We start from the raw sequence: 21,676 nt of genomic DNA, 5'->3' as shown, positions 1-21,676 counted from the left end.
GCATGCAGCAAGACAGCAAACGCATCCTGATCACCGGATCGAGCGGCTTCCTTGGCGCAGCGGTCGCCGCACGGCTTGCCAGGGCAGGCCATGATGTGCTCGGGCTGGACCCGGTGGAACCTGCAGCAGGCGCACCGCACCGCCACCTTGCGGAGGATTTGTCCGACCCATCCCGGATCGTGGCCCTGCTCATGGACTTCCGGCCGGATGCCGTTATCCATGCCGGCGGAGTCTCCGGGCCGATGGTGCTGGCCGACGCGCCGCAGCGGGTCATGGCAATAAACCTGCGCGGCAGCCTGAACCTGCTCGATGCGAGCCTGGCCGCGCAGGCAGGGCGCTTCGTCTTCTGTTCCTCGATTTCGGCCATCGGCGAATTTGTGGACGGACCGCTGCCGGACGATCCACCGATGCGGCCGAACACGACCTATGGCGCTTCCAAGGCGGCCTTCGACCAAGTGCTCAGCGGCTTGAGCGGACGCTGCCCGATGGAGATGGTCTCCCTGCGCTTCACCGCCATTTACGGTCCCGGCCGGCAAACCGCGATGCCGATCGGCGATGTCGTAGCGGCGGCCATTCGCGGCGTTCCGGTGCGCGTGCCGCGGCAGCCGCCCTGGCCCTACATCTTCATCGACGACGCAGCGGACGCCACGATTACCGCGGCGCTCCGTCCCACGAGGCCGCTGCAACTCCATTACAACATCGCCCATCCGGACCTTGTCTCGCTGGACGATGTCGCCGTCGCTCTGCGCGCCGCAGGCCTGCGCGTCGAGATGACGGAGGATCCATCGCTTCCAAGTGTCGCACGCGGCCCCATGGACGTCGAGGCGGCCGCGCGCGACTTCGACTTCCGCGCGCGGATCGATCACCGGCAAGGGATCGCTCGCATGATCTCGGCGGCGACCGGCACGGGCCGGTGAGAAGGCGGATTGCGCGTGCGGCGCATCATGTTAGCGTTCGGGCGCCCTTCGACAGGACATGCCGCATGGCGGGCCGAACTGGCAGTGGGGAGAGACGGTGCACGTGAGTACGTCACGGGGAGATCGCCGCTTCGACCGGCGCGCGCTGCTCGTGCTGCCGGGGCTCGCTTGGCTGCTGGCATTTGCGGTCGCCCCTCTAATGCTGCTCGCGGTGATGTCCTTCTGGACCTCGTCGATCTTCGGGCTGAGCCGCGACGCGACGCTCGACAACTACCGGATCCTGACGGACGATTCCGTCTATGCCCGCGTGCTCCTGCAGACGCTCCGCATCGCGCTCACCGTCACGCTGATCTCGCTGCTGGTGTCGTATCCGATTGCCTATTTCCTCGCTTCGTTGCGCGGGTCGCGCAAGTCGATCCTGCTGCTGCTGCTCTTCCTGCCGTTCTGGACGAGCTACGTCGTCCGCACCTTCGTCTGGCTGCCCATGCTGGGGCGCAACGGGCTCGTGAACTCGGTGCTGATGCAACTCGGCATCGTCGACGCCCCGCTTGACTGGCTGCTGTACAACGAGGGCGCGACCCATGTCGGGCTGGTCTACGTCTACACGCTGTTCATGACCCTGCCGATCTACCTGTCGCTCGACCGGATGGACCCGCGCCTGGCCGAGGCGGCGAGCGACCTCGGCGCAGGCCCGGTACGCGCCTTCCTGCGCGTGACGCTGCCGCTCTCTCTGCCGGGGGTGTTCTCCGGCTGCATCATGGTCTTCCTGCTCGCCTGCGGTGCCTATGTCACGCCGCAGCTGCTGGGCGGGACGACCGGCCTCATGTTTGGCAACGTCATCGCGGCCCAGTTCACCCACACGAACAACTGGGCGCTCGGCGCGGCGTTGTCGGTCGTGCTTATCGCGGTGGTTTTCCTCTGCCTGGCCGTCTTCGGGCGCCGCGTGCGTCTGGACGACGTGTTCCTGAAGGGCTGACGCGGATGAAGGGCTCAAGCCTCCGGCGCGCGGCGCTGATCGGCTATGCAGGGGCCTTCTATGCCTTTCTCTATCTGCCGATCCTGCTGCTGGTTGTCTTGTCGGTGAACGACAGCCAGGTGATCGGGCTGCCCTTCCAGGGCTTCACCTGGCGATGGTTTGAGGAAGTCTGGGCGACCCCGGCACTGGTACGCGCCATCTTGAACAGCACGATGCTCGGTGCCGCGAGCGCGATCGTGGCCACCTCTCTGGCGCTGATGCTGGCGATGGGCTTCCGGGCGGAGTTTCCCGGCAAGTCGCTTCTCATGAAGGCATTGCTGCTGCCGATCCTCATTCCCGGCATCGTCGGCGGCATCATCTACCTGGCCTTCTTCGGCGTGGTGGGCGTGCCGCCGGGCCTGTGGCCTGCGGCCCTGGTCGCTCACGTCACCTGGGTCCTGCCCTTCGCCTTTCTGACGATCTTCCCGCGCCTGCACGGCTTCGACCGCAGCATTGAGGAAGCCGCGATGGACCTCGGCGCGACGCCCTGGGGTGTGTTCCGTCTCGTGGTGTTGCCGCTGGTCCGACCGGGCTTGATCGCGACGGCGATGTTCGCATTCACCTTGTCCTTCGACGAATTCATCCGCACGCTGTTCGTGGTCGGAAACGACCGGACCGTGCCGGTCCAGCTCTGGACGCTCCTGTCCGAACAGATGGCTCCCTTCCTGCCCGCGGTTGGGGTCGTGGTCATGGCGGTCTCCGTCCTGGTCTCGCTTGCGGGCTTCGTCATCTCTGCGCGCGCCGACCGAGGGCGGGCGCGCAGATCCAGTGCCTGAAACCCAGCCGGAAGGACCCGAAGATGATCAAGCGAAGTACACCAGAACTCAGCCGACGCGGCCTTGTCGGTGGCGGCGCCGCGGCCTTGGGGCTTGCCAGCGGCCTGTTGCCGCACGGGGCCCTCGGCCAGGGCGCGCCCACGCCGGTGGACGTCCTGCTCGTCAATGCCACGGTGCAGGGCGATCTGCGCAGCACGCTGGAGCAGGAAGCCAATGTCCGCCTGACGGATGGCCCTTGGCAGTCCTCCACGGACGTTGTTTCTCGCGTGGCCGCGCCGGGCGGCACCTCGCGCTGGGACCTCGTCTCGAGCACCTTCGACTTCTCGCGTCCAGTCGTCATGGGCGCGCGGCCCGGCGACGAGAAGGTGCGGCCGATCGACCTCTCCCTCATTCCGAACCTCGCGCATCTCACCGACGAATCGCGCGCGGCAGGCATCGAGGTGCGGGGCGGCAACACCTACATGCTGCCGCTCTACTGGGGCTTCGACAGCGTCCTGTACAACCGCAACGTCGTGCCGGAAAATGACCCGTTCACCCAATCCTGGGCGCCGCTATTCGAGGACAAGTACAGCGGGCGCATCGGGTGGTGGGACGTCGCGCATCAGATGCTGATGGCGGCCGGCCTGTACATGGGCCACGCCGAACCTGAGAAGATGGATCGTGCGCAGCTGAATGACGTCGTCCGCTTCCTGATCTCGCGCAAGCGCCATGTACGGACCTTCTTCACCACCTTCGCGCAGGGATCGTCCCTGCTCGCGAGCGGCGAGATCGTCGTGGGCTACGGCATCGTCCCGATGCGCGTGGACCTTCAGAATCGCGGCTTTCCGATCAACGGCGCCTTCCCGAAGGAAGGCGTCCTGTCGCTCGTGCTCGCCGGCTACATTCCGAAAGATGCGAAGCAGCCCGCGGCAGCCGCGCGGCTGATCAACGCCATCCTCGGGGCGCGCTATTCCAGCCAGCTCACCAAGGCGGTCGGCTATATCTCGGCCTCGAAGCTCGCGGAGACCGGATTGACGGCCGAGGAGCGACGGACCTTCGGCTACGGGATCTTCGACGGCTCGGTGAAGCACTACCTGCTGAAGTTCCCGACCAACATGAATATGTGGATAGAAGCCTGGAGCCGGGTAAAGAGTGCCTGATCCCGTGCAGTCCGGCACGATCGCGGTTTCGATCCGCGGCATCACCAAGCGTTTCGGCGAGGTTGTCGCGCTCGACGCGGCGGACCTCGACGTCGCCAGGGGGGAGTTCTTCTCCCTCCTGGGACCGTCCGGCTGCGGCAAGACGACGCTGCTCCGGATCATAGGTGGCTTCGAGACACCCACCTCGGGGGAGTTGCTGATCGGTGGGCGCGATGCGCTGGGCGACCCGCCCCACCGGCGGCGCACCAACATGATCTTCCAGCATGGTGCGCTCTTTCCCCACCTCTCGGTCGCGCGCAACGTCGCCTTCGGACTCGAGATGAAGCGACTGCCAAGGGCCGAGATCGCGCGCAAGGTCGAGGAAGCGCTCGGCCTCGTTCGCCTCGGAGGCTACGGCGATCGCGGCGTGGACCAGCTTTCCGGCGGGCAACGCCAGCGCGTCGCCCTGGCACGTGCCCTGGTCAACGAGCCGGAAGTGCTACTGCTGGACGAACCCCTCTCGGCACTCGACCTGCAGCTCCGGCTACAGATGCAGGAGGAACTGAGGCGCATCCATCGCGCGACCGGCAGCACCTTCATCTTCGTCACACACGACCAGGGAGAGGCGATCTCGATGTCCGATCGTCTCGCGGTCATGAGCGGCGGGCGCATCCTGCAGATCGGCACGCCGCGCGATGTGTACGAGAATCCCTCCCGCCGCTTCGTTGCCGAGTTCATCGGCCATTCGAACTTCATTGAGGCGCGGATCGGGCAGGACCCCACAACCGCCGAGATCCCGGGCGGGACGCATGTGCCGGTCCGTGCGCCGGAGGGGGCGCTGCCCGGGCAGGATGTGCTCGTCTCCCTCCGCTACGAGAGGGTCGAGGTTGTCGAACCCGCTCAGGGCTTCCTCGGCGGCGTACTGGAGGACGAGATCTACATGGGCCCGACACTGCGCCGTTCCGTTCGCCTGGATGGCGGGCTGGTGTTGATCTCGGAGGCCGGAAACACGGGCGCAGCAGAGCGCTTCACCATCGGCGGCCGTGTCGGGTTGCGCTGGTCCCCGGGCACCGCGCTCGCACTGCGTGATTGAAGGCGGAGACAGGCATGACACCGAATCCCAAGGTGGCGCTGGTGACAGGCGCGTCGCGCGGCATTGGCTACGAGACCTCTCTTGCGCTCTCGGAGAAGGGCTTCTCCATCTTCCTCGCCGCGGAGGGCAAGCCGGAGGAACTCTCCGCCGCCGAGGCCGAGTGCCGGCGACGCGGCGCGCCCGACGTGGCCTTCGGCATCTTCGATCTCTCCGTGCCTGGAGAGGCGGAGCGGATGATTGCCGTCTCGCTAGGACGCCTTGGCCGCGTGGATGTGCTGGTGAACAACGCCGGCATCCGCTGTCGCAAGGCCTTCGGGACCTTCACGCGGGAGGATTTCACCACGCTCATGGAGGTCAACCTGGCCGCCGCCTTTTTCGCGAGCCAGGCGGTCCTGCCTGCCATGCGCAGCCAGGGTGGCGGGCGCATCATCCATGTCGCGAGCCAGATGGGCAGCGTAGCCTCTGAGGAGAACGCTCTGTATGGCACGGCGAAGGCCGCGTTGATCCATCTGACGCGGTGCATGGCCTTCGAATTGTCGCGCGAAGGGATCCTGGTCAACTCGGTAAGTCCGGGGCCGATTGCCACCGCCTTCAATCTCGATTCCTACGGGAAGCAGCCGGGCAAGATGGAGACGATGGCCTCGCGCGTGCCCGTGGGGCGCTTCGGTACGCCGCGCGAGGTGGCCGAGGTCATCGCCGTCCTTGCAACGCTCGAGGGCGGGTTCGTGGTCGGGCACGACCTCGTTGTCGATGGCGGCTACATCATCCACTAGCCCCCTGCTGCCTCAGCGTTCAGGCTTGGCTCGCGGCGGCTGAACCCGGCACGCCATGCGCCGGTGCGATCGTGCGCAGCAGACCGCCGTGGTGTCCGGCGCGGCCTTCGTTGTGCCGGTAGTCGCGTGAATGAAGCTGCCGGAATGCAGGAAGCGGTGAAGGGAGCGTTCAGCGCCATCCATCCCGTCAGGTCGATGGTTCGGGAATTCCTTGGCACGCCGATCAAGGTTGCGCGCCATGCCCGGTCACGCCAACCTTCTCCTGGTTGGGCGACCACTTGAACGGAATTCTTCGCGTGGGCGATCTTCCCGACCCGATCCGAACGCGACCACACGCTGGCTTGCAAAGGACATCCCAGATGCTCAATCGACGCCAAGCTTTCCATGTTGCGGCAGGCGTGCTGGCAGGGCCCGCGATAGCCGGCGCGCAGGGGTCGCGTATTCTCCGCTTCGTGCCGCAGGCGGACCTGGCAATCCTGGACCCCATCGCGACCCCAGCCTTCGTCACGCGCGCCCACGCCTTGATGGTGTTCGACACGCTCTACGGCTGGGATGCCGATTTCGTCTCGCGGCCGCAGATGGCGGAAGGGCACGTCGTCGAGAATGACGGCAAACTGTGGCGCATCACGCTGCGTGAGGGGCTTCGCTTCCACGATGGCGAACCGGTGCGCGCACGCGACGTCGTGGCGAGCCTGAACCGCTGGGGCAAGCGCGACACCTACGCCTACGACCTCATGGACGCGGTCGACGAGATTCGTGCCGAATCCGACCGCGTCGTCGTACTGCGCCTGAAGAAGCCCTTCCCGACGCTGCCCGACCTGCTCGGCAAGCCGGGCACCAATATTCCCTGCATCATGCCCGAGCGGCTTGCGAGCAGCGATCCGATGCGCCCACTGACCGAGATGGTCGGGAGCGGCCCCTTCCGCTTCGTCACCTCTGAGCGCGTGCCCGGCGCGCTCAATGTCTACGCGCGCTTCGAGGGGTATGTGCCGCGGTCGAGCGGAACGCCGAGCTTCCTCGCGGGTCCGAAGATTGCGCACCTCGACCGCGTCGAATGGCGCACCATGCCGGATCCCGCCACCGCTGCCGCAGCACTGCAGTCGGGTGAGGTCGACTGGTGGGAGCAGCCTCTGCCGGACCTCCTGCCTGTGCTCCGCCGGCATCGCAATGTGCGGGTATCGATCCAGGACGAGGCAGGCTTCATCGCCTTCCTGCGGCTCAACCACGTGCAGCCGCCCTTCAACAACCCGGCGATCCGCCGCGCGATACTGGCGGCCGTAGACCAGGCGGAGGTCATGCGCGCGGTCGCCGGGGAAGATCGCGCCATGTGGCGCGACAATATCGGCTTCATCACACCGGGGCCGATGGCGAACGACGCCGGCATGCAGGCCCTGACCAGTCCGCGCAGCATCGATGAGGCCAGACGTCAGCTCCAGGCCGCGGGCTATCGTGGCGAACGCGTCGTCTTCATGGCGCCGACCGATTTCGCCGCCATCAACGCGATGAGCCTCGTGACGGGCGACCTGCTTCGCCGGATCGGCTTCAACGTGGACTACCAGGCCCTGGATTGGGGCACGCTGGCACAGCGTTGGAACAGCCGTCAGCCAGTCGAGCAGGGCGGTTGGAGCGCGTTCTGCACCTTCACCACCGCGGCCAGCACCGCTGCGCCGGCGGACAATAAGTTCATCCGCGGCATCGGCGATCGGGGCCTGATGGGCTGGCCGGACAGCAGCGACATTGAACGGCATCGCACCGCCTTCCTCGATGCCACGGATCCGGCGACGCAGCGCGCGGCCTGCGCGGCGCTTCAGGAGGTTGCCTTCCGCGACGTGCCCTATGTTCCGCTAGGCATCTTCCTGCAGCCGACGGCGTATCGGCGCGACGTCCTCGACATCCCGAGGGGCTTCCCGCTGTTCTTTAATGTCCGGAGAGGTTGATGCCGGAGAAGGAGTGGGTACTCCGCTCGGCCACCGATATGGCTGCCGCGCTCCGTGCGCGGCAGATCTCGGCGGTCGAACTGCTGGACCTGCATCTCCGCCGCATTGACCGCTTCAATCCTTCGCTCAACGCGATCGTCGTTCAGGATCGCGAAGGTGCGCGCCGTCATGCCGTCGCGGCGGATGAGGCGCTGGCAAGAGGCGAGATAAGAGGCCCACTGCACGGCGTACCCATCACCGTCAAGGAAGCCTTCGATGTAGCCGGTCTGCCGACGAGCTGGGGCGATCCGGGATTGCGCAGCAACATTGCCGCGCGCACGGCGCGATCGGTGCAGTCACTGCTCAGTGCCGGAGCAGTGCTGATCGGCAAGACCAATGTGCCCTACCTGCTATCCGACTGGCAGACGTTCAATGCCATCCATGGCGTCACACGAAACCCCTGGGACCAGGGCAGGACGCCAGGCGGGTCGTCGGGTGGGGCAGCGGCGGCACTGGCAGCGGGGATGTCGGCCCTGGAACTCGGCAGCGACATCGGGGCGTCCATTCGCAATCCTGCGCACTACTGCGGCGTGTTCGGCCACAAGCCGAGCTTCGGAATCGTGCCACAGGCGGGACACGGGATCCCTGTCGCGCGTACGCCGCTCGATGTGCTGGTGTGTGGCCCCCTGGCGCGCAGCGCCGAGGATCTCGCCCTCGCCATGGACCTCCTGGTCTCTCCGGAGCCGCAGGATGCGACGGGATGGCAGGTCTGCTTGCCACGCCCGTCGCAGACCCGCCTCAGCGATTACCGTGTCGGCATGTTGCTCAACTCGCCGGTCTGCGCCGTGGATGACGCGGTGATCGCGTGCCTGGAGAGCGCCATCACCGCCATCGCCTCGGCAGGAGCGAGGGTGGATCGCGCAGCGCGGCTGGACTGGGATCTGGCTGCGTTCCACGATACCTATCTGCGCGTCCTGCGCGGAGCGAGCGGCGCTCTTCTGCCGGAGGCCGATTACCGGGCGCTCGAGCAGGAGGCCGCCGCTCTCGGCCCAGAGGATGGCAGCTATCGCGCACGCGTGGCGCGCGCCGCCACCCAGTCCCATCGTGCCTGGTTCCAGGCCAGCGAGGAGCGCCTGCGGATCCGCGATGCCTTCGCCAGGCTTTTCGAGACGGTCGACGTATTGCTGTGTCCGGTGGCCGCCTCTGCTGCCTTTCCGCATGATCAGGACAGACCGCGCTGGGCACGGACGGTCACCATCAATGGGCGGCAGGAGAACTACAATGACCAGCTCTTCTGGGCCGGCATAGCCAGCCTGCCGAACCTGCCCGCGACAGTTGTGCCCGCAGGCCGCACGCCTGGTGGCCTGCCCGTGGGCCTGCAGATCATCGGCCCTTATCTGCACGACCACCGCACGATCGCCTTCGGCAGACATGTGAGCGAGGTGATCGGTGGGTTCACGCCGCCTCCGGGCTACGCATGACCCGTCAAACCCTGACGGCCGACGGCATCCGGCAGAGCTACCTGCAATACGGCGCACCAGACCTCCCGGCGCTGCTTCTGCCGCCCGGCATCACCAGTCCCGCACAGACCTGGGCGTTTGTTGGCGAGCGCCTCGGTGTCCGCTACCGCACGATCATCCCCGACTTGCGCGGGCGAGGCCTGAGCGAGGGCGGGGCGCATCTTGCATATGATCTCGATAGCTACGCGGCAGATATCGAGGCGCTCGTAGCCACCATCGGACTCTTGGCACCGGCACTGATGGGTCACTCCATGGGGGCGCGGATTGCCATTCGGCTTGCACGGCAGGGCATCTGCGAGGTTGTACGTGCGGTGTTGATTGATCCGCCGATGAGCGGCCCTGGTCGCCGCCTCTACCCGACGGACCTCAGCTGTTTCCTCGACTCGCTTGCGCTCGCTCACCAGAGCACGGACCCATCGGTGCTGAAGCCCTTCGTGCCGGGCTGGTCCGAGAAGCATCTTCGAACTCGGCTTGAATGGCTGCGTCGTTGTGATCGTCATGCAGTGATCGCCAGCCATGCCGGCTTCCATACAGAAGACATCCACGCCGACCTGCCGCACCTGACCTTGCCGACGCGTCTGGTCATCGCAGGGCGTGGCGGTGTTGTCTCCGAAGAAGATGTGGCGGAGATTGGTGCGCTGAACGCACGCATCGAACTGCGAACTGTAATTGGTGCCGGGCACATGAGTCCCTGGGAGGATGAGCAGGGATTCGTCGAGGCTCTCGAAGGATTTCTCTGATCGTTCCCGACATCTGCTGGCTGCGCGCACCCTGCAGCCACGGATACCGTTGCCGGGTCACGACCTCTTACCGATCGAATTCGAAGCACGGGAGGTGCCCATGCCAAGCCGCCCCCGGATGCGGGGCAACTTCAACGGCGACCTCGTTGGAAGCCTCTCCCGCCTTTAAACACAGCTCGGCTCACGCGCGGTCCAGGGAATGCCTCAGGAAAAAGCGCAGCATTTCGCGCGATGCGTCAGGGCCGTCCGGGTCCGTGTATGATCCGGACGTGCTCCCGCCAGACCAGGCATGGCCGGCGCCATGGACCAGCCATTGCTCGAGCACCCTCTTTCCCGCAGCGTCGATATGGACGGTCAGGGTATAGGCTCGTCCACCCGGCACCTGCCCACGCTCGACCTCGGTCCGCAGCCCGCAAGCACCCGCGGATTGGGCAATGACCTCGTCGCCGTTGCGCGGGTTCACCGTACTGTCCTTGTCGGCGTGGAAGACGATCGTCGGAACGAGACGCCGTTCACCAGTCGTGACCGATCCCGGCGCGCCCCGGCGCATCGCGGCGAAAGCGGAGGGAACGTCCCGGGCTGCACCGCAGGCGAGCCCAGAATGCACCCCCACCGCGGCAAACACATCTGGATAGGCCGCACCCATGATGGCCGCCGCGGCGCCACCGGCAGAAAGCCCTGCGACGTAGACGCGCCGCCTGTCCACGGCATGTTCGTGCATGGTCTGATGGGTGATGCCGGCGATGAGCGCGGGTTCGCCCTGATCACGCCGCTGGTCTCCGGGGCTGAACCAGTTCCAGCACTTCTGCGCGTTGGCCGAATGCGCCTGGTCGGGATAGGCGATCACGCAGCGATACTCCTCGGCCAGCATGTTCATGCGCGTGCCGGCGGCGAAATCGTCGGGTGTCTGGGTACAGCCATGCAGCATGACGATCAGCGGCATCGCCTCGCCCCTGCCGGTGCTCGGAACATAGATCTTGTAGCCAAGGCTGCCGGCATGATTGGTGAACGATCGGGTCTCGAAGCTTGCGCCATCCGGCAGCGTCTCAGTCGCGCGCGACCGCCTGCCTTGCCGGGATTGGCCAAGGAACCGGCGCAGCGCATCGGGAAGTGCGGACGGCGTCGCCTTCAGGGGATAACCGCCGGATGGAGGGCCGGATCGATCGGTCGACGCGAAAGCCATCGTCTCGCCGGTATCCGGATCGACATCGATGATGGCGGCCGGGCGTCCCGATGCAGCCGTCGTATCGCGGCGCGGCGTCGTTGCCGCGGTCTCGGCCTCTCCGTCGCCACGCAACGCGCGCTGCAGCACTGCGGTGGCCTCAGCCAGCCTACCTTCGCGGGTGAGCCGTGTCGCCTCGCGCATCTGGTTGGACATCGTCTCGTTCATGGCAAAGACTTTCAATGCGCAGACACCGGCAGCCCAGCTCGCCAGGCGGCTGGTTCCGCACCCGCTTGCGGGATATTGGCGTCATGCGTCGGCTGGTGCCGCCCCTTGGGCGCGGCGGATCTTCGCGGACGGACAGACTAGACCGATCAGATGACGCGGTCGGCCAGCGCCGCCTTCACCTCGGCCGTTGCCTGGAGTGCGCCAAGGACAGAGATCGAGGCGATCGTGGCGCGGGCAAGTTCAGGTGTGACATCGGTCGCAATGGTGGCGAGGCCGAGCACCCGGATGTCGACTTGCTCGCCGGCCGCGCGAAGCGCTTCCAGATCCGCCCGGCCAAAGTGCCTCAGCCCAAGAGCCAGGCGCCTTCTGACGAGCGCCTGCTTCGTCGCGTCTGCATGACGTTCGATTTGGTTGCGGATCGCGGTTCGGATGAAGTCCGTCCGGTTCGAGTAGAAGCCGTCCTGGACCAGCAGATCGATATGGCCCAGGTCGATATATCCCAGGTTGATGGTGATCTTTTCCGAATCGCTGCCTGGCTTGGGGCGGAGCGTATGAACGTTATCGGCCATTCCCATCCGCCATCCATCTGACTGGATGGTATTTGGATGGTACCTCCGTTGATTCAAGGGTGTTGGCTCAAGCAAGGCGGAACAGATCCGTGTCGGGATCCGGCAGCCCCAGGATGGCGCGCTGAATCATCTCCGCTGCGATGGCACTGAAGGTTATCCCGTTCCCGCCGAAGCCCATCACGGCATAGCAACGCGGCGCACCAGGAACCTGGCCGATAGCAGGCAAGCCTGATGCACTTTCCCCAAAGCACCCCGCCCAGGCGAAGGCCGGCGCGATGTCGAGCTGCGGCAGGAGGCCACGTAGCGTTCGACCGATGCGCGCCACTTTCGTCGCGATCAACGCGTCGCGCCTCGCGTCATCCTCGAACGCCGCGTCCTCTCCACCCGCCAGGACGCGGCCATCGCGCGTCGTACGGCAATAGAGGTATGGGTCGGACGCCTCCCAGATCAGGCAACGGCTCGGCCACAAGGCCTTCGGCTGCGGCGCCGTTGCCATGGCCCAGGTCGAGATGATCCTGTAGCCCGGCAGCTTGAACAGCTTCGTTAAAGAATACCCGGTCGCGAGAACCACATGGCCTGCGGAAATGCTACAATCCGCATCCGTGGTCAGGGTGACCCATCGCTCGCCCGGGGCGACGTCGATGATCTCGACGGGCGCATGAAGCATCGCACCGCGCTTCGCCGCAGACCGCCACAGTCCGCGCGCCAGCTTGACCGGATTGACCTCCGCCGAGCCTGCCGACCAGATCGCGCCAGGCTTGTCGATGCCCGTCAGACTCATCAGCGCGTGACGATCGATCAGGTTTGAACGCAGGCCTATGCGCTCACGTGCCGCTGCCTCGCTGCGCAAGCCGGCAAGGTCCAGGAGGTTGCCCGGCAGGTAGGCCGTGTGGCGTTCACGGAAGTCGCACCGCAGGCCCAGGTCTGCGATGCGCGAACGAAGCCGGGTCACACCGCTTGCCGAACGCCACCAGGCACGGGCGGCCCGCGCATGCCCGATGCGACGGCCAAGCGTGATCAGAGGCTGGTCGATCTCGAACTGGAGCATGGCTGTGCTCGCCGGCGTCGATCCCCGGACAAAGCCAAGCCGATCGAACACAGCGACACTCAGCCCTGCCTGCAGAAGCGCGTCGGTCGCTAGTGCTCCGCTGATGCCTCCACCGATGACGGCCACATCCACCTTCAAGTCAGCCCTGAGCGGAGCCGCCGACATACCCCGCGCGCCGTCGCCCAGCCAGACGGGCGTGCCCGTACGCAGCTTGAGCGGCTCGATGGCATCGATCGCATGCAAGGCGGCGCGGTTGGACCCGGCACGGCCTCGGTCGGCGGACGAACCGGCCACGTCAGCAACACCCGTGCGGGACGTGCCAGGGCGCGCTCAGACGGACGTCACGCACGCTTCCTGTCCCGCGCAGCGCGGCCGTTGGAGACGGTGGGCGGTGGTGCGAGCGCCGATTCGCGTTCCCAGAAGCGCAGCGCCCTGCAGCGCGCGACGAATGGACCGGCGTCGGCTGCTCCGCGGAGTGCGAAGCAGCCGCCATCGGATGTCGAAATGCCGGCCTTGTCGAAGATCACGTCGGCCGCCTCGACATGCGCGATGAACTTGCAATGCGCGAAGGCGTCCGCGACGAAGCTGCGGGCAGCTGACAGCAGGGCAAGCTCTGCAGCGCCAGCGACGGATGGCAAGACGGCCACGGCATCGAATAGCACGGAGGGCCCCGCGACGAGGGCATGGTGCGCTGCGACAAGACGGCCGTCGCTCGCCACGATGCCGGTGATGAGCGGCGCCACGAGCTCAAGCGTGGCGCCTTCCGCCTCCAGTTCCGCGCGCAACGCCTTCAGCAGAAGCGCGTCGCTGCCGTCGGTCACCAGCGCGCCAACCTTGCGGCCGCCGAAGTTCAGCGGTGGATTTGACAGGAGACTCAGCGACGGGGATGGCCGCATATCGGTGCGCGGTGCGCGGGCCGGCTCTGCGGCCGGAGGCAACGCCACGATGCCGAGCCTACCGGCGACCGCGGTCCCGAGCTCCGCATCCACATTCAGTAGCAGCCCGATCACGCGCAGACGGATCGCCGAGACTTCCACCTTGCCGAGCTCGAAGGCGAAGGCGTCGCGGATGTGGTGCTGCTCGACCTCGGTCTGGCTGATGTAGAATTGCCGCGCCTGACTGAAATGGTCGGCGAAGAGTTCCGGGCGCACCCGCAACTTGCCGCCCGCTTCCTCGGCTGGATAGGTGATGAAACCATGCTGCGGCGACTCGCGTGGACCACCCGCGGCACCACCCCAGGAATTGGGCTCGTAGTTGACGCGCCCCTTCGGGTTGCGGAACGCCATGTGCCCGTCCTGCTGGAAGTGAGCGAAGGGACATTTCGGCGCGTTGATCGGCAGGTGAACGAAGTTTGGCCCACCGAGCCGCTTCAACTGGGTGTCGAGGTAGGAGAAGTTGCGCCCCTGCAGCAGCGGATCATTGGTGAAGTCCACGCCGGGCACGATGTTCTGCGTCATGAAGGCGACCTGCTCGGTCTCGGCGAAGAAGTTGTCCACCACGCGATCGAGGACGAGGCGGCCGACACGGCGGATGGGAACCAGCTCCTCCGGAATCAGCTTGGTCGCGTCCAGCACATCGAATTCGAAACTTTCGGCGAAGGCATCGTCGAACAATTGCAGGCCCAGTTCCCATTCGGGAAAATCACCCGCCTGGATCGCCGCCCACATGTCGCGACGGTGAAAATCGGCATCTGCTCCGTTCAGCTTCACAGCCTCGTCCCACACCACCGACTGCATGCCCCGCTTGGGCTTCCAGTGGAACTTCACGAAAGTGGAGCGGCCTTCGGCGTTGATCAGGCGGAATGTGTGGACACCGAAGCCCTCCATGAAGCGGAGTGAGCGCGGAATGGTGCGATCCGACATGATCCACATGAGCATGTGCGTGGATTCCGGCGTAAGCGACGCGAAGTCCCAGAAGTTGTCATGGGCCGTGGCTGCCTGCGGGAAGCCACGATCGGGTTCCTGCTTCGCGGCATGGACAAGGTCGGGAAACTTGATCGCGTCCTGGATGAAGAAGACCGGAATGTTGTTGCCGACGATGTCCCAGTTGCCCTCCTTCGTATAGAGCTTGACCGCGAAGCCGCGCACATCGCGTGCGAGGTCCGGCGATCCCTTGTTGCCGACAACGGTGGAAAAGCGCGCGAAGGCCGGCGTGCGTTCGCCCCTGCGTGCGAAGATGTCGGCACGCGTGATCTCCGTGAGCGGTTCATATGTCTCGAAGAAGCCGTGCGCACCGAAGCCGCGGGCATGCACCACGCGCTCGGGAATGCGTTCGTGGTCAAAGTGAAAAATCTTCTCGCGGAGATGCGCGTCCTCGAGCAGCACGGGACCACGAACGCCGATGCGCAGGGAGTTCTGATCATCGGCGACGGGCATGCCCTGTTGGGTGGTGAGCGCGGGAACATCGCCGCCCGAGATCTGATGGATTTCCCCCCGCATGCCACGAGAGCGTTGCGATGTCTCATTGGCAGGCTTGGAACTGCGTGGTCCAGGCATGGGTGCGGGTCCTCAATGCCGAATTTGGCAAGGGTGAAACGCTGCAATGCGTTCGGAGGTTGCCCGGACGTGAAGGACGACAGCGATGGTCGCACAACAGTGATCGCCATCGGCAAGGCGGAAGAGGCTGCAGAGGCGACGCGTGGCGTAGCGCCCATGACCGGACGTCGCCGCGATGGCGCTCGTTGGTGCGACCGAACTCGCTGACGCTACCTATGCGAGCGCGCCTTGGGCTCGGAGACGGAGCGGTGTCGTCCAATGCGCCCCATCGCGACATGGGAAGAGCATGGGCGCTTTTGCGGCCCGCGATTGGGCAGCCCACACACCGCAAAGTGCTTGAGACTTCATTCGAAACGCTTCGCAACGCGTTGCGGCAAAAGATTCGCTGTCGCGCATCAGGCAACTTCGTCCCATCGACGCCGTTCACCTCCATGACTGCCGCCATCTTCGCGCAGCGGTCTGTTCAACCTTCATTGGAGGAACCGTCATGCGATACGGAGCTCTCGGTCTCTTGTTTCTCAGCGCACTGGCTGCCGGCGCGGCGGCGCAGACGCCGTCGACGCAGCCAACCACGCCAGCGCCCTCGGCAATGCCGCCGGCGACCACACCGCCTGTCGCGAGCAGACCCTCAGCGACCACGAGTCCGCCCAGTTCAGCACCTCGTGCTGACGCCGCGGCAGCGGCCGTCGTTGACGCCCGCGTTCTCGAAGCTGGCGCCAACAGCTTCACCGAGGGGCAGGCGAAGGCACGCTTCGAGGAAGCAGGCTTCACCGCGATCCAGGGCTTGGTCAGGGATGACGCCGGGTTCTGGCGTGCACGTGGCATGCGCAACGGGTCGGCCATCGACCTCGCGATGGACTTCCGCGGCCGTATCGCCGCCGGTCCAGGCGTCGCAACACTTCCGCGTCAGAGCAGCGCTGCCAGCGCCAGAGGTGCGACCGCGGTTCCGCCTGCCAGCACTCCGGCGACTCCTCGCTAAGGCCGGCGTCACGTTGGAGCAGAGCGGGGAGCCTGCTCGCAGGCCATTGCCGACAACGGCTCCCCGCATCACACCCAAAAGGATTCGAACATGACGATGCGCACGCGAACCTGGCTATTCGACAGCTACACGCAGGCTGCAGACGCTGTCCGCGATCTGGAATCCGCGGGATTCACGGATAACGACGTCAGCATCATCGGCAAGAACTCCGCGGATCCGATGACCGTGAGCGCGGCGCCCGAGAGCGTTGCGACGGTCGGTGCGTCGATCGGTACCATCGTCGGTGGTGGTGCCGGATTGCTTGCAGGCATCGGCGCCTTGGCGATTCCGGGCGTCGGTCCGATCGTTGCCGCCGGGTGGCTTGTTGCCCTCCTGACAGGTGCCGGCGCAGGCGCTGCAGCGGGAGGCCTCATCGGATCGCTCACCGGCTCGGGTGTCGATGAGAAGGAAGCCCATATCTATGCCGAAGGCGTCAGTCGCGGTGGGTCGATCGTAACGGTCCGTACCGACGAAACGCGCATGGCACAGGCAGCGAGCATCATCGCACGTCACGCGACCGTGGATATCGCTCAGCGTGAGGCTGACTACCGCGCCGCCGGTTGGCGCGGCTACAGCAGCGCCAGGGCAACTGACGGCACGACGACGCCCAACGGCATGGCAAGCAACCCGCCCGGAACCATGGCGAGCCGTGCGGTCGATGACGTGGCAGGCACCAATATCAGCGGTGCGCGGCCCGAGAATGACTCGCCGCGGAGGTAACCGCCCGCTCATCAGGCCGCGCCATTTGTTTGCGCGCGGCCAGCGGGAACGCTGCGCGCGGTTCAGCATCGGTTTCGACCGACCCCAAGACAGGAGGCCCACATGGGACGAAGCATTCTTCTCTGGATGATCGGCATCCCGATCCCAATCATCATCCTCCTCGCGCTGGTATGGCGATGAGGCCCGCTCAAGTCTTCTCCGAGGATAACGCCGGCGCCACCGTCGAGAGTCCGGTATCCGCCGTCTCTTGGTCGGCCATCGTCGCTGGTGGACTGACTTCGGTCACGGCCACGCTGGTCCTTATGATGATTGGCGCGGGGCTCGGCCTTTCGTCCGTCTCACCCTGGGCGGGGCATGGCGCGTCCGTAACCTCCCTGGCTGTCGGTACGGTTATCTGGCTGATTGTGGTGCAGTGGCTGTCCTCGGGAGTCGGGGGCTATGTGGCGGGCCGCCTTCGCACCCGCTGGACCGGCATTCATCGGGATGAGGTCTTCTTTCGCGACACGGTCCACGGGCTGCTTGCCTGGGCCTTGGCCACGATGATCGGCTTGGCGCTGCTGAGTTCGGTCGTGGGTGCGATCATCGGCGCAGGCGCACGTGGTGCGGGTGCGGTGTCGGAAGGCGCCGTGAACGCGGCGGCGGCCGCGATGGGTCCAATCAGCCAGTACGACCTCGATGGTCTACTCCGCCCCGCCCAGCCTGGCGCGGCGCCAAGGGATGCAAGCGCGGCGGATGTGGCTCCCGAAATCATGCGCATCCTCACCAACGGACTCGGCGCCGGCGACGTGCCGGTCGAAGACCGCGCCTACCTCTCTCAGATTGTCGCGACGCGCGCCGGCATTCCCCAAGATGACGCGCGGCAAAGGGTGGATCAGACCATCGACCGCGCCAAGCGAGCTGTTGTGGAGGCGCGCGAGGTCGCCGAGACTGCAAGAAAGGCTGCAGCGAAGATCTCCCTGTTCGGGGCATTGGCGATGCTCATCGGCGCCTTCGTCGCCAGTGCGGCCGCTGCCTTCGGCGGGCAACTCCGTGACGAGCCCTCCTGAGGCGGGGGGGGGGGGAGCGACACATCCTCGCGCGCCGCGGCAATTCACGTCTGATCCGGCACACGGCCCCACCACCGGCGCACGCTCATCGCTGATATCTCCGACCGACCTGGCGATCCCTGCCGATACCAGCAGCCTTAAGCGTCACCTCGTCAGGAGAAGGCGTGAAACGCGCCGGACGCTCAGAACCACCGCAAACGCTTGCGGGTCGCACGAAGCTCCCTGACCCCCTGGAGAGAGGAAGATGACATGACGACGAATTCAATGGGCGACCTGTTTGTCGCCACTCTGCGTGACATGTATTTCGCAGAGCGGCAGCTGCTGAAGGCGTTGCCGAAGATGGCTCGTGCGGCGCAGAACGAGCATCTGAAGCAGGCCTTCACCGATCACCGCGAGCAGACGCAACAGCACGTCGAGAGACTGCAGGAAGTCTTCGAGGCGATCGGGCAACGTGCACGCGGAAAGACCTGCGAGGCGATCGAGGGATTGATCGGCGAGGTCGAGGAACTGCTGGGGGACGCGCCGGCACCGAACGCCGTGCGGGACGCAGGTCTGATTGCCTGTGGCCAGGCCGTCGAGCACTACGAGATGGCGAGGTATGGCGCCCTGGTCAGTTGGTCCAAGGGCCTTGGCTACGGTGAGGCAGCGAAGCTTCTGCAGCTGACACTGAACGAGGAGAAGGCAGCCGATCGATTGCTGAGCCAGGTCGCGACCGATGAGGTCAATGATGACGCGCTGAAGGTGGCCGCCTGACCGCAACGCTTTCCGAGCCGGCGGACGCTGGCGCTTCTTGTCTGCGCCAGCGTCTCCAGACCTCTGCGCCACTGTTCGATGCCACGGCGCTACGGCGGCATGCTTCGAACCGACGCACAGCGCAGCAGGGTGACGTTCGGCATAGCGTGACGCGACGGATGACCCCTTCCGCCGCGCATCCGCCATCGGTCGTCGCCATCGAACTGCCACGGCCCTGATCAGGAAAATGCCTGCACCAGCGCCGCGGTGCCAGCAGGGCTCTGATCGGGCAGCCCTTCGCGCTACAGGACGAAATCCGCTGCGGTCAGCGCAAGGCTGCCGCTCAGCCTCAGGGAGAATTCAGCGGTTGCAGGATCCGTGTCCGTATTGCCGAAGACAAGGGTGTTGTCCGCGACGGTCTGGCTGCGGAGCTGTCCCGCTCCGGTGAACGCGCCGGCGCCGAGGAACGAGAAGGCCTGATCGTCGTCCAGCGTGGCGTTCGCGTCGATCAACGAGATGTCGATGCGATCACGTTCTTCTGGAGCGAAGTCCACGATGCGGTCGCTCGTCGTAACCGGCGCGCTGCTGTCGAACGGGTCGGTGAACCGGAAGAGATCGGCGCCGGCACCACCGCGAAGAACGTCCATGCCGGCCCCGCCTATCAGGATGTCGCCGCCGGCCTTACCAAGCAGCCGGTCATTGCCATCTCCGCCGGACAAAACGTCATCGCCCGCGCCGCCGTGCAGCGTATCGTTGGCCAGACCGCCGGACAGGACGTTCGGACCGGGGCTTTCCGCCGTTTGCGCCGCCGGCGTGACGGTCACGATGATCGGGCGGACGCCCTGGGCGCCATCCGGATCATTCGCCGCGACCCAGAGCCATTCGGTGCCGGGGCTCGTGCCGGCCTGGTAGCTCAGTGTCGCCAGTTCGGCGTTGATCGCCGCCACGCTACCGGTCAGCGTCAGCGCGGCCGTGCCTTGGCCGGCCTCGGTCGCGGTAGTCGTAGCGCTGGTGCGGATGGCACCGGTCGCGGCGCTGACCACGGCGGTGAAGATCCCATTGGTATCGGAATCCGTGAACTGGACGCCGGCCACCGCCTGCGTGGCGCCGGCCGCGATGCTGAGCGTCTCCGGCGTGGCAACGACCGGCGCCGCGTTTGCCTGCGGCGTCGCCGGTGCGGGATCCTGCGGCACCGGTGGGGGCGGAGTTTCGCCGCCGGATGTCGCAGATGCGTTGGCAACGATCGGCGTCAGGCCCCGGAGACCCTGCGGGTCCGTGGCCGCGACCCAGATCCATTCCTGCCCGCTGCCGTTCGCCTCGTAGGTGAGCGTCGCGAGGGCCGCGTTGATGGCGCCGAGGCCGCCGGTCAGCGTCAGCGATTGGGTTCCCTGGCCTGTGCCGAAGACACCCGCGTTCGCATCGGTGCGCAGCACGCCCTGCCCGTCGCTGACAGTGACCGTGAAGTTACCACCCGGCCAGCTGTCGCCGACCGAGACACCGGCCAGGGGCGTCGCACCGGCCGGCGCGACCTGCACCGCAGCAGGCGCCGCAATCGTCGGCGCCAAGTTGACGGCACCGATGTTCTCGGACGGGTCCGTGACCGTCACGGACCCGCCCGCCGTGCCCGGATAGGCGTAGGCATGCACATAGTCGACCAGCATGTGCGCCGGGAACGGCGTCGTCGAATCCGGCAGGCCAGGCCAGTAGCCGCCGACCGCCAGGTTCACCAGCATATACATCTCTTCGTGCATGTCGGCCGGGGTCGCCATGGAGGCGACTTCGATCCCGTCGATGTACATGGTGACCTGCTCCGGCCCCCACATCGCGCCGTACGTATGGAAGCCTTCCGAGACGTCCGCGACCTTCAGCGTGGTGCCCTCGGTCGCCTGGACGGTCGAGTGGGTCGAGAAATAGAGCGTCGTCGGGTCATGGCCGAGCACCTCGACGATGTCGAGTTCCGGTGGCCAGCCGAGATCGGCCGGCAAGAGCCAGAAAGCCGGCCAGAGGCCCTGCCCGGCAGGCATTTCGGCCCGCATCTCGAAGTAGCCATACAACTGGCTGAAAGATGTCTCGGTCGTGATCGCTCCGGAAACGTAAGGCAGGTTCAGGGGATTCGGGCCTGGTGCTGCCGTGATGTCTAGTACGCCGTTGCTAACCGTGAAGGGATCGATCCCAACGGAACTGTCAGAGTAGTATTGCTGCTCGCCGTTGCTACCGAGCGTTCGGTTCCCCCAGGCGTAGCTGGTCTTCCACAGCCCCGTGGAGCCGTCGGCTGAACTGCTGAGGGTATTGAATTCGTCAGCAAAGGTGAGCGTGAAGGCTGAGGTGTCGATCGTCGCGCCAATTGGCATGGTGAAACTCTTCCAGCGATGAGTTTAGGTGCGGGGAGCCCCTCCACGCAGCAGGAAGCGCGCGCAACAACACCCCAAGGCAGCAATAATTTCGGAGGATTTTCCCATCCGAAAACCATTGATTAATTTCACTAGCAACAAAATTTCTAAGACACACCCCCGTAGTTTTCCTATTCAGAATTTTTTACTGATTGCTGACTCAAAACAAGAGTCGCATAACTGAAGCGTTAGTTTGTTTCATCAGATAATCTAATTTCGCGGCCCTGCCGCTTGAATTTGAAGATTAGCCCCTGCGTGACCTGTCCGATGCGGGGGATCGGTTGGAAGTATTGGCCGAACCGTCACCGGCCTGCCGGCCGGTCGCGACGCAGGGGTTGGCATCGCATGTCTCGAACTTGCCTGATCGTCTCCGACCGCGAGCGCATCTCACGCTGCAACG

The 21,676-nt window shown here is 65.7% G+C and carries 17 protein-coding genes; 12 read left to right on the top strand and 5 right to left on the bottom strand.

The window, feature by feature from the left end; genetic code table 11:
• Window positions 1-2 precede the first annotated feature (2 nt).
• From HW577_RS00660 to HW577_RS00620, 9 genes are all read left to right on the top strand, one after another.
• Window positions 3-917, top strand: coding sequence for an NAD-dependent epimerase/dehydratase family protein (locus HW577_RS00660; protein WP_198374113.1), 915 nt, complete (start codon window positions 3-5; stop codon window positions 915-917).
• Window positions 918-1,020: 103 nt separating this feature from the next.
• Complete coding sequence (locus tag HW577_RS00655) at window positions 1,021-1,893, top strand: ABC transporter permease (RefSeq protein WP_198374112.1); 873 nt, start codon at window positions 1,021-1,023, stop codon at window positions 1,891-1,893.
• A 5-nt stretch (window positions 1,894-1,898) separates the two neighbouring features.
• Window positions 1,899-2,708, top strand: a complete 810-nt coding sequence (locus tag HW577_RS00650) for an ABC transporter permease (RefSeq protein ID WP_198374111.1) — start codon at window positions 1,899-1,901, stop codon at window positions 2,706-2,708.
• A 23-nt stretch (window positions 2,709-2,731) separates the two neighbouring features.
• Entirely contained in the window at window positions 2,732-3,847 is a 1,116-nt protein-coding gene (locus HW577_RS00645) for an ABC transporter substrate-binding protein (RefSeq protein WP_198374110.1), read from the top strand.
• Entirely contained in the window at window positions 3,840-4,919 is a 1,080-nt protein-coding gene (locus tag HW577_RS27025; RefSeq protein ID WP_198374109.1) for an ABC transporter ATP-binding protein, read from the top strand. The genes HW577_RS00645 and HW577_RS27025 overlap by 8 nt, the downstream gene beginning before the upstream one ends.
• A 14-nt stretch (window positions 4,920-4,933) precedes the next feature.
• Entirely contained in the window at window positions 4,934-5,692 is a 759-nt protein-coding gene (locus HW577_RS00635) for an SDR family NAD(P)-dependent oxidoreductase (protein ID WP_198374108.1), read from the top strand.
• A gap of 359 nt (window positions 5,693-6,051) precedes the next feature.
• On the top strand, window positions 6,052-7,629 hold the full coding sequence (locus HW577_RS00630; protein WP_198374132.1) for an ABC transporter substrate-binding protein: 1,578 nt from the start codon (window positions 6,052-6,054) through the stop codon (window positions 7,627-7,629).
• Complete coding sequence (locus HW577_RS00625; protein ID WP_198374107.1) at window positions 7,629-9,089, top strand: amidase; 1,461 nt, start codon at window positions 7,629-7,631, stop codon at window positions 9,087-9,089. The genes HW577_RS00630 and HW577_RS00625 overlap by 1 nt, the downstream gene beginning before the upstream one ends.
• On the top strand, window positions 9,086-9,868 hold the full coding sequence (locus HW577_RS00620; RefSeq protein WP_198374106.1) for an alpha/beta fold hydrolase: 783 nt from the start codon (window positions 9,086-9,088) through the stop codon (window positions 9,866-9,868). Before HW577_RS00625 ends, HW577_RS00620 begins: the two co-directional genes overlap by 4 nt.
• Before the next feature lie 181 nt (window positions 9,869-10,049).
• Here the strand turns inward: HW577_RS00620 and HW577_RS00615 are convergent, their stop codons facing one another.
• The 4 genes from HW577_RS00615 to HW577_RS00600 all read right to left on the bottom strand — a co-directional run bounded on the left by HW577_RS00615 (window position 10,050) and on the right by HW577_RS00600 (window position 15,370).
• The gene (locus HW577_RS00615) at window positions 10,050-11,258 is read right to left on the bottom strand and encodes an extracellular catalytic domain type 1 short-chain-length polyhydroxyalkanoate depolymerase (protein WP_198374105.1); all 1,209 of its coding nucleotides are present in this window, start codon (window positions 11,256-11,258) and stop codon (window positions 10,050-10,052) included.
• 146 nt (window positions 11,259-11,404) lie between these two features.
• Window positions 11,405-11,827 (bottom strand): CopG family transcriptional regulator, encoded by a 423-nt coding sequence (locus HW577_RS00610; protein ID WP_198374104.1) that lies wholly within the window; start codon window positions 11,825-11,827, stop codon window positions 11,405-11,407.
• A 67-nt stretch (window positions 11,828-11,894) separates the two neighbouring features.
• On the bottom strand, window positions 11,895-13,169 hold the full coding sequence (locus HW577_RS00605) for an NAD(P)/FAD-dependent oxidoreductase (protein WP_198374103.1): 1,275 nt from the start codon (window positions 13,167-13,169) through the stop codon (window positions 11,895-11,897).
• Window positions 13,170-13,216: 47 nt separating this feature from the next.
• Entirely contained in the window at window positions 13,217-15,370 is a 2,154-nt protein-coding gene (locus HW577_RS00600; RefSeq protein ID WP_198374102.1) for a catalase, read from the bottom strand.
• Between the two features lie 1,069 nt (window positions 15,371-16,439).
• Between HW577_RS00600 and HW577_RS00595 the strand changes: the two genes are divergently transcribed.
• From HW577_RS00595 to HW577_RS00585, 3 genes are all read left to right on the top strand, one after another.
• Window positions 16,440-17,108 (top strand): hypothetical protein, encoded by a 669-nt coding sequence (locus tag HW577_RS00595; RefSeq protein ID WP_198374101.1) that lies wholly within the window; start codon window positions 16,440-16,442, stop codon window positions 17,106-17,108.
• Window positions 17,109-17,278: 170 nt separating this feature from the next.
• A complete protein-coding gene (locus HW577_RS00590; protein WP_232474570.1) occupies window positions 17,279-18,154 on the top strand; it encodes a hypothetical protein in 876 nt (291 codons plus the stop codon).
• A gap of 249 nt (window positions 18,155-18,403) precedes the next feature.
• Window positions 18,404-18,907 carry a YciE/YciF ferroxidase family protein gene (locus HW577_RS00585; RefSeq protein ID WP_198374100.1) on the top strand — a complete coding sequence of 168 codons (504 nt, stop codon included), beginning with the start codon at window positions 18,404-18,406 and terminating at the stop codon, window positions 18,905-18,907.
• Between the two features lie 281 nt (window positions 18,908-19,188).
• Here the strand turns inward: HW577_RS00585 and HW577_RS26825 are convergent, their stop codons facing one another.
• Window positions 19,189-21,237 carry a family 16 glycosylhydrolase gene (locus HW577_RS26825; RefSeq protein ID WP_269769479.1) on the bottom strand — a complete coding sequence of 683 codons (2,049 nt, stop codon included), beginning with the start codon at window positions 21,235-21,237 and terminating at the stop codon, window positions 19,189-19,191.
• Window positions 21,238-21,676 lie beyond the last annotated feature (439 nt).

This window comes from Neoroseomonas rubea, assembly GCF_016106015.1.
GTDB lineage: Bacteria > Pseudomonadota > Alphaproteobacteria > Acetobacterales > Acetobacteraceae > Neoroseomonas > Neoroseomonas rubea.
This window is presented reverse-complemented; position numbering and strand designations above follow the sequence as displayed.

Bases quoted from the DNA above. Each gene is read 5' to 3' on its own strand.
- HW577_RS00660 (WP_198374113.1), top strand. From the start codon at position 3: ATGCAGCAAGACAGCAAACGCATCCTGATCACCGGATCGAGCGGCTTC.
- HW577_RS00650 (WP_198374111.1), top strand. From the start codon at position 1,899: ATGAAGGGCTCAAGCCTCCGGCGCGCGGCGCTGATCGGCTATGCAGGG.
- HW577_RS00645 (WP_198374110.1), top strand. From the start codon at position 2,732: ATGATCAAGCGAAGTACACCAGAACTCAGCCGACGCGGCCTTGTCGGT.
- HW577_RS00635 (WP_198374108.1), top strand. From the start codon at position 4,934: ATGACACCGAATCCCAAGGTGGCGCTGGTGACAGGCGCGTCGCGCGGC.
- HW577_RS00630 (WP_198374132.1), top strand. From the start codon at position 6,052: ATGCTCAATCGACGCCAAGCTTTCCATGTTGCGGCAGGCGTGCTGGCA.
- HW577_RS00625 (WP_198374107.1), top strand. From the start codon at position 7,629: ATGCCGGAGAAGGAGTGGGTACTCCGCTCGGCCACCGATATGGCTGCC.
- HW577_RS00620 (WP_198374106.1), top strand. From the start codon at position 9,086: ATGACCCGTCAAACCCTGACGGCCGACGGCATCCGGCAGAGCTACCTG.
- HW577_RS00615 (WP_198374105.1), bottom strand. From the start codon at position 11,258: ATGAACGAGACGATGTCCAACCAGATGCGCGAGGCGACACGGCTCACC.
- HW577_RS00610 (WP_198374104.1), bottom strand. From the start codon at position 11,827: ATGGCCGATAACGTTCATACGCTCCGCCCCAAGCCAGGCAGCGATTCG.
- HW577_RS00600 (WP_198374102.1), bottom strand. From the start codon at position 15,370: ATGCCTGGACCACGCAGTTCCAAGCCTGCCAATGAGACATCGCAACGC.
- HW577_RS00595 (WP_198374101.1), top strand. From the start codon at position 16,440: ATGACGATGCGCACGCGAACCTGGCTATTCGACAGCTACACGCAGGCT.
- HW577_RS00590 (WP_232474570.1), top strand. From the start codon at position 17,279: ATGGCGATGAGGCCCGCTCAAGTCTTCTCCGAGGATAACGCCGGCGCC.
- HW577_RS00585 (WP_198374100.1), top strand. From the start codon at position 18,404: ATGACGACGAATTCAATGGGCGACCTGTTTGTCGCCACTCTGCGTGAC.
- HW577_RS26825 (WP_269769479.1), bottom strand. From the start codon at position 21,237: ATGCCAATTGGCGCGACGATCGACACCTCAGCCTTCACGCTCACCTTT.